General features: G+C 47.8%; 11 protein-coding genes. 3 read left to right on the top strand and 8 right to left on the bottom strand.

What is annotated here, in order from left to right; genetic code table 11:
• The first annotated feature begins 3 nt into the window (after positions 1-3).
• From pabB to Q7C_RS08575, 3 genes are read left to right on the top strand one after another with little or no spacing between them, the layout of a single operon-like run.
• A complete protein-coding gene (gene pabB / locus Q7C_RS08565) occupies positions 4-1,386 on the top strand; it encodes an aminodeoxychorismate synthase component I (protein WP_014704340.1) in 1,383 nt (460 codons plus the stop codon).
• Positions 1,383-1,964, top strand: a complete 582-nt coding sequence (locus tag Q7C_RS08570; RefSeq protein WP_014704341.1) for an amino acid kinase family protein — start codon at positions 1,383-1,385, stop codon at positions 1,962-1,964. The genes pabB and Q7C_RS08570 overlap by 4 nt, the downstream gene beginning before the upstream one ends.
• Positions 1,961-3,076, top strand: coding sequence for a pyridoxal phosphate-dependent decarboxylase family protein (locus tag Q7C_RS08575; RefSeq protein ID WP_014704342.1), 1,116 nt, complete (start codon positions 1,961-1,963; stop codon positions 3,074-3,076). Before Q7C_RS08570 ends, Q7C_RS08575 begins: the two co-directional genes overlap by 4 nt.
• On the opposite strand, the gene Q7C_RS08580 is transcribed toward Q7C_RS08575, so the two are convergent.
• The 8 genes from Q7C_RS08580 to Q7C_RS08615 form a co-directional block, all read right to left on the bottom strand.
• Positions 3,051-4,574 (bottom strand): SPOR domain-containing protein, encoded by a 1,524-nt coding sequence (locus tag Q7C_RS08580; RefSeq protein WP_041366680.1) that lies wholly within the window; start codon positions 4,572-4,574, stop codon positions 3,051-3,053. The genes Q7C_RS08575 and Q7C_RS08580 overlap by 26 nt on opposite strands.
• Before the next feature lie 12 nt (positions 4,575-4,586).
• Positions 4,587-5,666, bottom strand: a complete 1,080-nt coding sequence (gene aroB, locus Q7C_RS08585) for a 3-dehydroquinate synthase (RefSeq protein WP_041367049.1) — start codon at positions 5,664-5,666, stop codon at positions 4,587-4,589.
• Positions 5,666-6,202 (bottom strand): shikimate kinase AroK, encoded by a 537-nt coding sequence (aroK, locus tag Q7C_RS08590; RefSeq protein ID WP_202946533.1) that lies wholly within the window; start codon positions 6,200-6,202, stop codon positions 5,666-5,668. Before aroK ends, aroB begins: the two co-directional genes overlap by 1 nt.
• Before the next feature lie 93 nt (positions 6,203-6,295).
• Positions 6,296-8,413, bottom strand: coding sequence for a type IV pilus secretin PilQ (locus Q7C_RS08595; protein ID WP_014704346.1), 2,118 nt, complete (start codon positions 8,411-8,413; stop codon positions 6,296-6,298).
• 36 nt (positions 8,414-8,449) lie between these two features.
• Complete coding sequence (locus Q7C_RS08600; protein WP_014704347.1) at positions 8,450-9,007, bottom strand: pilus assembly protein PilP; 558 nt, start codon at positions 9,005-9,007, stop codon at positions 8,450-8,452.
• On the bottom strand, positions 9,004-9,591 hold the full coding sequence (locus tag Q7C_RS08605) for a type IV pilus inner membrane component PilO (RefSeq protein ID WP_014704348.1): 588 nt from the start codon (positions 9,589-9,591) through the stop codon (positions 9,004-9,006). The genes Q7C_RS08600 and Q7C_RS08605 overlap by 4 nt, the downstream gene beginning before the upstream one ends.
• A complete protein-coding gene (locus Q7C_RS08610; RefSeq protein ID WP_014704349.1) occupies positions 9,591-10,154 on the bottom strand; it encodes a PilN domain-containing protein in 564 nt (187 codons plus the stop codon). Before Q7C_RS08610 ends, Q7C_RS08605 begins: the two co-directional genes overlap by 1 nt.
• Complete coding sequence (locus Q7C_RS08615; protein ID WP_041366681.1) at positions 10,154-11,215, bottom strand: pilus assembly protein PilM; 1,062 nt, start codon at positions 11,213-11,215, stop codon at positions 10,154-10,156. The genes Q7C_RS08610 and Q7C_RS08615 overlap by 1 nt, the downstream gene beginning before the upstream one ends.
• Positions 11,216-11,386: the final 171 nt, after the last annotated feature.

Genomic DNA, 11,386 nt, shown 5'->3' on the forward strand with positions numbered 1-11,386 from the left:
GGCATGAGCTCACCGACCCTGCGTATCATTGAACTGCCCTACCGGGCAGACAGTGCAGATTATTTTTCCTCTATTCGAGATTTGCCTTGGCCAATATTTCTGGACAGTGCTGGTGTGCAACATTATGGCGGCCGTTACGATATTCTCAGTGCCGATCCGTTTATCACGCTGAAAACGACTGGTGAACAGACTGTTGTGCAACACCGCCACCAGCCAGCGAAAACGTATCAGGATGACCCTTTCTGGATACTGCAAAGCCACTTGCAACGTTACCCTGTGGCATCGAAGTCAGCACCTTTTACCGGCGGTGCCATGGGGTATTTTGCCTATGATTTGGCTCGGCGGATTGAGCATTTACCCAGCCTTGCACGCGCTGAAGAAAATTTACCCGAAATGGCAGTAGGCCTCTATGACTGGGCCTTGGTTGTTGATCATCAACAACAGCTTTGCCATTTGTATAGTCATGGCTTTGATCCACTTCGCGCACAAAATCTGGCTGATATTCAACAGCGTCTTGCTCAGCCCAAAAAGACGGTTCCTTCTTTTCAGGTCAGTGGCGAATTACGTTGTAATCTTGATAAAGCCGCCTATCAGCAAGCATTTTCAAAAATTCAGCACTATATTCGCGAAGGTGACTGCTATCAGGTTAACCTCGCTAAACGTTTTGAAATTGCCGCATCAGGCGATCCTTGGCAAGCCTACCGTCAACTGCGTCAGCGTAACGCGGCACCCTTCTCGGCTTTTTTTGCTATCCCCGAAGCTGCTATCTTGAGTTCCTCACCGGAAAGGCTCTTACAAGTCCGTGCAGGACACATTGAAACCAAACCGATAAAAGGCACCCGGCCTCGTGATTTGACCAACCCGGAAAACGACGAAAAACAAGCGAAAGCACTGATGAACAGTGCCAAAGATCAAGCGGAGAATCTGATGATCGTTGATTTACTTCGCAACGATTTGGGCAAGGTTTGTATGCCGGGCAGCATTGCCGTCCCCAAAGCATTTCAACTGGAAAGCTTTGCAACCGTTCACCACCTTGTCAGTACCATTACGGGGAAATTGGCCAAAAATCAGTCTGCGGCCGCTTTATTACGCGCCTGTTTTCCTGGCGGCTCTATCACCGGCGCGCCCAAACTGCGCGCCATGCAAATCATCGAAGAACTCGAACCACATCGGCGTGGGGTCTATTGTGGCAGCATCGCCTATCTTGGCTTTGATGGCAATATGGATAGCAGCATTACCATTCGAACTCTGGTATTTAACCAGCAGCGCTTACGGTTTTGGGCTGGTGGCGGCATTGTTGCCGACTCTGATTGTGAAGCTGAGCATCAGGAAGTGCTTGATAAGGCTGCCGCCATGTTGGATCTGGTGACGTTATTGCGATCATGAGTGTTGTCGTCAAACTCGGTGGCAGCCTTTACCGCGATGGTTTTTTAGCAGCATGGCTAAAAACACTTACCGGATCTGCGCAGACCCAACAGATCATTATCGTTCCCGGTGGCGGCCCTTTCGCAAATACAGTCCGAACCGCCCAAACAGATTACCCAATGCTCTCGCAAACGGCTGCACACCGAATGGCACTGCTGGCCATGCGTCAATATGGCCTGTTATTAAACGATCTGACCGCAGCAGCCGAAACCTTTACCGACAGCAACCAAAAGTTACCCGCCACGGGTTTATTTATTTGGCTCCCGGATGATGAGGCATTATTACAAACCGATTTGCCGCATAGCTGGCAGTTGACCTCCGATAGCCTGGCGTTATGGTTAACCGCAGCACAAGGATTGAAAGAATTGCTTCTGGTCAAATCGGCTGCCATTGATTCCGATCATGTCGAACAACTCACCGCCAGCGGCATAATAGATGGTTACTTTGGCCGTTTTTTTGAACATTTTTCGATACCTTGCAGTGTGACCCATGCGGCAGATTTCGAAGACTTCCTCAGTAAAAAAATTCCGTTGCGATGAGTCAGACTTCTGCCAACTTTACTGAAATTCTCGCGCAACTGGCATTAACGCTGCCTGCCGAACTGCAATCACAATGCCTCGATTTGTTGAATGAGGCTACACAATATAGCGGAACGTACTCCGCCGCACACATGCGCGGTCATCTTTACCCTGCCGCACTGGCCGGACAGATACTTGCTGGTTTGCATCAGGGCAATCTGCTTTCTCCATCGCTATCACCAAAACTGGCTCAGGCTGAACAAGAAGTTAAAACGCAGCTTTGTCGACTATTTCATTTTCCAGATATGCATTTTACGCCGGGTGGCAGCTACAGTAATGTCGAAGCGCTGTCGATGGCAAAACAACGCTACCCAAACAGGCATTGGGTTTATGCCGGGCAGGATGCACACTACTCGGTAGCAAAAGCCTGTCAAACACTCGGGCTGTCCCTACAGCTTTTTCCGGATGATTTTTCGCTTTGGCAACAAGCCTGTGAAGTGCCGCCTGTGGCAATGATTCAAACGTTTGGCACCACCAGCAGCGGTCAAATCAGTCCTTCATTTGAGTTAACCACACTCATGCCAGATAAGGATTTTTGGTGGCATATTGACGCTGCATGGGGCGGTTTTAAAGCCTTTTTGGTCGATCCACAGCTTAAGCAGCTTAGCGCGCTTGCTGACTCACTTTGCTTTGACCCACATAAAGCGCTAGGGCAACCAAGGCCTTGCGGCACACTATTTTATCGGCAACCATTGGCGCCATTACCGATACAAGCAGATTATCTTTGTGCTCAGCCAGACTCACGACTACCTGGATCTTATGGCGCCGAATATTTCCTGCCATTATGGCTAACCTTAAAACAGCATGGACTGCAACAGATACAAACTGATCTGAAAAAAAATCTGCACAATGCCCGAGTATTACATGATTGGCTCACTCAACGTGGTGTCAAGGTGCTCGATTCGCCAACAGCTTTGGTGTGTTTTCAGACCTCGGTTGATTTACAGGCCTTAGTCCAAACAGGCATCATCTCTGCAACGCTGATTAATCAACAGTTGTGGTATCGGTTGGTTTTTGCTGACAGGACCTGTCAGGCATCCGCGGTCATTAATCAATTGGCGGCTTATCTTTAATTTGCTGTTGGACACCTTGAAAGCGACGTAACCAAGTTGAGATGCCACTCAACGGGGCAGCCCAGTTTTTACTTGCTTGAACTGCGGCACGCTTGTTTGGATACACGCCATAAATAAGGGCATACCAGTTTTTTCCCTCGCGCAAACTGGCAAATATTGCATAATCTTCTTGCAGATCATGGTGTTGCACAAAACGATCAATTTCAGTGCGATCCCAAGAGCCCATCAGCTGAAACGTGTAATGAACCGCATTTTGTTGCATTACCCAGTTCGCATCTTTCGTTGGCGTTATCGGCTTAGATTGTGGCTCTGACATTTGCTGCTGGGGCTCAGAAACACGGGGACTTGATGCCACAACCTCATCAACCTCTTCAAGGCCCGCTTCAGAATCAGTTTCCTCAATGTCGTCAACTTCTACCAAGTCTGGCTGTGCTACGGAGACGGGCTCCCTGTCCCGAGTGAGCTGATCTGCTTCAAGGTCGTCCAGTAAATTAATCAGCTCTTGCTTTTCTGCCTCCTCATTACTGGTCACTTTGTCAGACTCTACGGTGATCGTCGGTATCTCAGCAGGTGCCTCAATCTCAATGACATTGGTCTCGTGATCGTCGGTTGATGTGCTTAGCCAGCTATTGATCGTTTGTTGAAAAACAAGCAGTAAAATACCAGCGATAATCACCGGGATCATCGGCAGCCATTTCATCCAGCGAGGGGGATTCCAGGTTGGCAATGCTGGCAATGACCACCGACCTTCAAAGCCCATCAGCGTCTGGTGTGCCTGATGATTGGCTTCGCTGGGAATACCTTTGCTACGTCGCTGAATTCGATTTAACTGTTTTTCGGTAAATGGCAGACTGTCTTGCCAGCCAGCAGCTTGTAAACGTTGCAGCAGATAACCCGAAATTTCTTTTTCGACAAGCCCCCCCAAAGACAGAACCTGCAAACGGTCACTTTGCATTGGCTGAATGGCACTGACATGGGATGTCGTCAAAACAGCACGCCAAAGGAACTGTTCTGATTCTTGCCATTGCAGCCAATGCCCCAATTGTTGTTGCATCTCAGCGGAAAGCTGATCCACATCATCTATCAAAAGAACCGGGGTCACATTGGCCTGCTTTAATTGTTGCAATCGTTGCCGTAGTAGCTGTTGCAAATCAGTGGGCAGTTCCCAGTCACCACTCGACCCAAACGTTCGTAAGCATTTATCCAGAAGTAATTGCGGGCTGGTGATCTCTTGCGCCCGAATCACGCAACAGCGCAGATCTTCCGCAGCTTTCTGATTCAGCGCCGTCAACAGGGTTGTTTTACCATATCCAGCCGGTGCGACAATAACCGGAATCTGCGTCGTACTTCTCAACAGGTGCAAACACAAATTCAGGTTTTGCTCGAATTGCTGGCCCATGTATATTGCGCCGTTCAATAGACGGGCACTGAACGGATTACTATGTAATGCCAGTCTGTCCAGGTAGACAGGTTCGGCAGTCGCATGTAACTCCGTCATCTCGGGTACCTGTTATTGGCAAAAATGCGTCAAGGTAGCATCCAATGCAGACGGTTCATAGTCATCGCTTAATACAGCTTTGCCAATCGCTGTCAGCAAAATAAGCCGAATCGCACCATCCTGCACTTTTTTATCCACCGCCATCAATGACATAAACTGATCAGGGGTCATCGTTTCCGGCACCGTTATGGGTAATCTGGCCGCATTTAAAATCGCCTGAACGCGTTTGACATCATCGGCGCTAATCCAGCCTAAGCATTGCGACATCCACGCCGCCATAACCATACCTATTGCTATCGCTTCACCATGCAAGACTTGACCATAACCACAGCCTGTCTCAATCGCATGGCCAAAAGTATGCCCCAAATTTAGTAATGCTCGCAGGCCGGTTTCATATTCATCCGCAGCAACAATATCAGCTTTGTCTTGGCAAGAACGAGCGATAGCCTGGGCCAATAGCTCCGGATCCCGATCCATCAGTTTTGTCATATTCTCCTCCAGCCATGAGAAGAACTCGATATCATTGATCAATCCATATTTGATGACTTCCGCCATACCGGCCGAAAACTGTCGATCATCAAGGGTATTGAGCGTTGCCGTATCAGCAAACACACATTGTGGCTGATAAAACGCGCCTATCATGTTTTTCCCCAACGGATGATTGACTGCTGTTTTGCCACCAACAGAAGAGTCAACCTGTGATAGTAAGGTGGTTGGTACCTGAATAAATGGCACACCGCGCTGGTAACAGGCAGCAGCAAACCCGGCCATGTCACCTATCACGCCGCCGCCCAGCGCAACAATAGTTGCCTGCCGCGAAAAGCGGGCCTTCAACATATGGTCAAAAACCCGTGACATGATTTCCAGTGTTTTGTACTGTTCGCCATCGGGCAAGATGATCTTTTCCGTTCGATAGTCCTGTAAAGAGGTCATAACGACATCCAGGTACAGTGGTGCCACGGTCTCATTGGTCACCACCAACACTTCTCTGCTTTTGATATGGCTGGCAAACAGGCTACTTTCAGTCAGAATATTCTGTCCAATATAAATTGGATAACTTCGCGCCCCTAGGGCTACCTGCAAGGTTTTCATCATAGCTTGGTTTCTTTCTGTTTTTGTTCGAGTTTGCGAATCACTTCTGTCACGGTACGTTGTACAGATTGCTCGCCAGTCAGAACCACAATATCGGCTATCTCACGATACAGCGGATCTCGCTTGGTCAATAACGATTTAATCTGCTTCTTTTTATCTCCGGTTTGCAGCAAAGGCCTGGATTTATCACGTGCCATTCGCCGAAACAGCTGTTCCGCACTCGCTGCTAAATAAATCACTGTGCCTCGTTCAGACAGATATTGTCGATTCATTTCAGCTAAAACCGCTCCCCCTCCGGTAGCGAGCACAATATTATCCATCTCGGTCAGAGCTTCGATCATTTTCTGCTCTCGTTCCCGAAAACCGGCTTCCCCTTCCATTTCAAATATCCAAGAGATAGACACACCCGTTCGTTGCTCAATCTCACGATCACTATCAAGAAAGGTTCGGCGCAACCGTTTCGCCAGATGTCGACCAATTGTCGACTTCCCTGCGCCCATCGGCCCAACCAGAAAAAGATTACCTGTAATCACGATGCGCCCGATCTCTTAACTTTATTTTAGTCCTGTGACAAAAAAGCCGGGTCGAACATAGCCGACCCGGCTTCTATTTTAACAGTCTCTCAAGACTTAGTAAGTTAAGCCTTCTTTAACAATTTTTGGGGTTACAAAAACGAGAAGCTCACGTTGCCGGTCTTCATTGAGCGTACTTCGGAATAGTGCCCCTACGTAAGGCAAGTCACCAAAAAATGGCACCCTGGTGACCTGATTATTTTTGGTTTGTTCATAGATACCGCCAAGCACCACAGTTTCTCCATTATCAACAAGGACTTGGGTTTTAACGCTCCGCGTATCGATACTGGGTACATTCAAGAAAATTTCGCCCACTTCGTCTTTGTTAACCTCCAGATCCATCACAATACGATCATCTGGTGTAATTTGCGGGGTGACGTCCAGTTTTAGCACGGCTTCTTTGAAAGAAACCGAGGTCGCGCCACTTGATGAGGCTTCTTGATATGGGATCTCTGTACCTTGTTCAATGGTTGCTTGCTTCTGGTTAGAAGTAATGACGCGTGGGCTGGAAATCACCTCACCGCGGCCCTCTTCCTGCATTGCTGACAATTCCAACTCCAAAATCATCCCCAATGGTAATTTGGCAAGCGCAAGCGCTATGGAACCAGCTGGATTAGCGACCGGCAAATTCACATTTAAATCACTACCAACAGAGTTAATAGCTCGAACCTGATCACTATTATTCGTATTTAAATCCAGGCCATTGAGACTACCAGATGTCCCCGCACCGAGTGTGTTACTTTGTGCTGAAGTACCAAACCTGACGCCTAACTCTTTACCAAAGTCGTTATTCGCAATGACAATACGCGACTCAATTAAGACTTGTCGGACTGGGATATCCAGGCTTTCAATTAAACGACGTACTTCAAGCAAACCATCTGCGGTATCTCTTAGCAGTAGGGAGTTGGTTCGTTCATCAACCACGACGCTGCCGCGTTCTGATAAGAAGCCACCTTGACCATCGGCAGACTTACCTTGTGTGGTAGTCAGAATCGTGGCAATTTCAGACGCTTTGGCAAAATTGACTTCTATAATTTCAGAATATAAAGGTTCGAGCTCAACTAACTGTTTTCGGGCTTCCAGCTCCTGTTTTTCACGAGCCGCAATCTCGGCGGCGGGCGCAATCAACATAACGTTGCCATTTTGGCGCATCGCCAGACCTTTGGTTTTGAGAATAATATCCAGCGCTTGATCCCAAGGCACATTCTTCAATCGCAGTGTCAGGTTACCACTGACGGTATCACTGGTAACCAAGTTCATCCCGTTAAAGTCAGCCAACAACTGCAATACCGCACGCACCTCGATATTCTGAAAATTCAATGACAGCTTTTCACCAGAGTAGACTTGTTGTTCACCACGCGCATCCCGCTCCGATTCGGCACTCGCCCGTGATTTCACTTCAACGACCAGCTGATCATCCGATTGGTAAGCTAAATGCTGAAAATCCTGGTTTGTTGATAAGATGATTCGCGTCCCGTCACGCTGCTGTTCGGCATCAATCATCGTCACTGGTGTAGCAAAATCCACCACATCTAATCGGCGGTGCAGGTTTTCAGGCAAACTCACGCCCGGTAATTCCACCACGACCGTATCCCGTTCTTGGCGGACATCAATCGCCGCACCCGGTGCCGCCAGATTTAATATCAACCGACCTTCTCCGGACTCACCGCGACGAAAATCGACATTCGTCACCTGGTTTGCAGATAAGTCACGTGGAATACTGCGACGCTCATCGGCTGCCATGCCTTGCGAGCGGCTAGACAGCATCACTTTAACTGTATTGCCCTGCGTCGTAATTTCATAAGGAATTTTACGTAACAAGTTAATGACCATGCGGGTACGCTCTCCCGCTTCGACTGTGGCAATACTGCGTGTGTCACCATTATTAACCTGCTTGGTTCGCTCAGCTAATTTATTTTTGACACCATGAAAATCCAGCACAATCCGCGCCGGATCATCCGTGGCAAAACTTTCCGGTTTCACTACGGACTCTGAAAAAGTCAGCGTGACTTGTGCTTTATCGCCGGGAAGTGCCGCGAACTCCAAGTCCTGTAAATCAGCGGCCTGCGCCTGATTGGTACTCAGCCACATTAACAAGATGCCACTAAGTCCGACTTTGAGACGCTTTTTAGCTGCTCCACTAAACCGGTTTGCTGTGATTTTTTTTCTGTCCATTGTCATTACGTCTCTATTAGTCATGTCAGCTGGCCTTTAATTAATCTCAACCACTGAAAGCGCCGCTTCCCGCTCTTTGTAACCATTGCCATCTGGCACAATTTCCGTCAGCTTAATATCACTCTCACTTATCGCGGTTACTTCGCCGTAGTTCATGCCCATATAATTCCCGACACGCACTTTATGAATTACGCTATCTGGTGCGCGAACCAAAGCCCATAAAGTTTCTTGTTCAAGCGTGCCGACAAATCGTAGTTCTGATAATTGGAAGAATTCGAGTGCCTCTTTGCGCCGATTGGTATCAGGTGCAATACCATTATCTGGCCCTGTTTCCACTAAGGCCTCAGGCACATCGACAACGGTTGGCACAAATGGATCTCGCAGTTCTGTCGCCGCATATTCAAATTTTTGATATGGCTGCATCACAGGAATAGGCGGAATATCGGCTTGAGAACGTTGTTTTACCTCTTTCACGTAGGCATCCAAATCATCTTTTTCAGACTGGCAACCACTTAACGAGACGGCCCCAAGCAAAGCCAAAAGCCAAACCGTGAGACGGCGATGATAGAAAATAGGGTGAATTAACGCGATCATTTTTCTTGCTCGTCAAAATAACGATAGGTTTTCGCTGACAGATCAATGGTCATCACGCCGGCATCCGTCATGGGTCCCATTTTGATATTGTGCAAGGTTACGATCCGCGGCAAAGCGGCAATGCCACTGGCAAACTGACCAAATTGATGATATTTGCCAGTCAGTTTCATCGTTATTGGTAACTCCGCATAGAAGTCGATTGGACGCTCACCTTCCGGTTTGAACAACTCAAATTCCAGCCCATTTTCCAGTCCGGTACGCGAAATATCGACCAGCAAATCAGCGACTTCATTTTTTCGTGGTAATTGTTGCAACATGGAGGCAAACAACACTTCCATTTCTTTCATTTGCTCTTTGTAAGCATCCAAATTCACGGCCTTGGCTTGCTTGGTTTCAAATACCTGCCGGAGCTCCGTTTCTTTTTGTTCGAGTTTTTCCAACTCAGCCCGCTTATCCTTAATGATGAAGTAATAGCCCGCTCCCCAGACTAAAGCACAAATCAGGATCAGTGCGGCTACTTTAACGACAAATGGCCACTCACCGCTTTCTTCAAAGTCCAGGTTTGATAATGCCCCGAGTTCCATTACTCTGCCCCCTCATCCTGTCCGGGTTTACTTTCGTCCACATCCAGCGTGAATTTTCGTATTGCATCATCACGTGTCGAAGTCCGTTGCACAACCCGCAGCTTGGATTCTTTAAATTCGGCATCTTCATCCAATTGACGCATTAACACCGAGACACGCGCATTGGTTTGGGCAACTCCTTGCAGCGTTAGCGTATCTCCCGTTCTTGAAATGGTTTCCAAGTGTGTCCCTTCTGGCAAATCTCGAACCAAGGCATCCAATACTTTTACAACCTTTGGTCGGCTTTGTTGTAATTCCTGAATCACTTCCATACGCGCAATGAGTCTTGCCCGTTTCTTTTCCAGATCCTGAATGTCTTTAATAATCTTATCGACCTTGGTAATTTCCTGCTGCAGAAACGCATTCCGTTGTTTCTGCTCATCCAGCAAGCCATTCGCAAAATTAGTGACAAAATACATCACGCCCAAGGCAAACAAGACCGTGATAAAAAGGGCAATATAAAATTGTTGTTGGCGCTCCTGACGACGCTCCTCACGCCAAGGCAGCAGATTTATGTGTGCCATTAGTCAAAGCTCCTCATGGCGAGTCCACTGGCAATCATCATCGATGGCGCATCATTACTTAATGCCTGCACTTTGATGCGGGAGGCAATAACCATATCTGCAAATGGGTTAGCGACCGAGGTCGGCGTGCCCGTCTCGCCCTCAATTTTCTCGGCAATGCCTTCAATCGAAGCGCATCCCCCGGCGAGTAAAATATGATCAATGGACTGATACTGACTGGAGGCCGAAAAAAAGAATTGTAACGCCCGGGTAACCGTCATTGTCATTGAGCGTTTAAAGGGTTCTAACACTTTGCTTTGATAATCATCAGGCAAACTGGCGGGATCTTTCTTTGCTCGGCCTGCTTCCTGATAAGACATCCCATAGTGACGCTCGATATCTTCTGTGAGCATTCTGCCGCCAAAAGCTTGTTCACGCGTAAAGACAATTTTGCCATCAACCAAGACATACAGTGTCGTCACTGTTGCTCCCACATCCGCCACAGCAATCGTCATTCCTTCGCCTTGCCCCGGTAATTGATTGGCAATGAGTATGAAAGCATTCTCGATAGTATAGGCTTCAACATCAACCAATTTAGGTTTTAAGCCCGCTTTTTCCAAAACCGCAGTCCGGGCATCGACATTTTCCCGACGCGAGGCGGCGAGTAACACATCAACCGCTTCAGCATCTAGCGCCGAGGTACCCAATACTTCAAAATCTAAACGAATTTCCTCTAAGGGGTAAGGGATGTAATTTTCTGCCTCCAGCATCACACTCTCTTCGAGCTCACGACCACTCAGTGAGGCAGGGAAAGAGACTACTTTCGTGATTGCCGCATTCGCCGAAACGGCCACAGCAGCTTCTTTGGCTTTGGAATTTGCGCGCTTTATCGCACGTTTGATCGCGCCCGCCACTTCATCACTATTTTCGATCCGCCCCTCAATCACCGCATTTACCGGCAACGGCTCAACGCCATAAGATTCGACTAAATAGCGATCTCCTTTCTGTTGCAACTCCAGTATTTTCACTACTGATGAGCTGATGTCTATCCCCAGCAAGGGGGACTTCTTCCTTCCAAACATGCCGAGCCTCGATGTCTGACGTTTTACCTTATGAGAAAAAGTTAGCTTACCTACTTAAAGTAGTTTATTAACAATTAACGAGATGTCAATAAAAAAACTCAATTAACAACACGTTAGCCGTGACACTGATTTTCTGCCGCTGTTTAGATATACTTTAATACACTATTTTTT

Source organism: Methylophaga frappieri, assembly GCF_000260965.1.
Lineage (GTDB): Bacteria > Pseudomonadota > Gammaproteobacteria > Nitrosococcales > Methylophagaceae > Methylophaga > Methylophaga frappieri.

Excerpts from the sequence above, each read along its gene's own strand:
- Q7C_RS08570 (WP_014704341.1), top strand. The coding sequence starts at position 1,383 with ATGAGTGTTGTCGTCAAACTCGGTGGCAGCCTTTACCGCGATGGTTTT.
- aroB (WP_041367049.1), bottom strand. The coding sequence starts at position 5,666 with ATGAAAACCTTGCAGGTAGCCCTAGGGGCGCGAAGTTATCCAATTTAT.
- Q7C_RS08580 (WP_041366680.1), bottom strand. The coding sequence starts at position 4,574 with ATGACGGAGTTACATGCGACTGCCGAACCTGTCTACCTGGACAGACTG.
- Q7C_RS08575 (WP_014704342.1), top strand. The coding sequence starts at position 1,961 with ATGAGTCAGACTTCTGCCAACTTTACTGAAATTCTCGCGCAACTGGCA.
- Q7C_RS08600 (WP_014704347.1), bottom strand. The coding sequence starts at position 9,007 with ATGATCGCGTTAATTCACCCTATTTTCTATCATCGCCGTCTCACGGTT.
- Q7C_RS08595 (WP_014704346.1), bottom strand. The coding sequence starts at position 8,413 with ATGGACAGAAAAAAAATCACAGCAAACCGGTTTAGTGGAGCAGCTAAA.
- pabB (WP_014704340.1), top strand. The coding sequence starts at position 4 with ATGAGCTCACCGACCCTGCGTATCATTGAACTGCCCTACCGGGCAGAC.
- Q7C_RS08605 (WP_014704348.1), bottom strand. The coding sequence starts at position 9,591 with ATGGAACTCGGGGCATTATCAAACCTGGACTTTGAAGAAAGCGGTGAG.
- Q7C_RS08610 (WP_014704349.1), bottom strand. The coding sequence starts at position 10,154 with ATGGCACACATAAATCTGCTGCCTTGGCGTGAGGAGCGTCGTCAGGAG.
- Q7C_RS08615 (WP_041366681.1), bottom strand. The coding sequence starts at position 11,215 with ATGTTTGGAAGGAAGAAGTCCCCCTTGCTGGGGATAGACATCAGCTCA.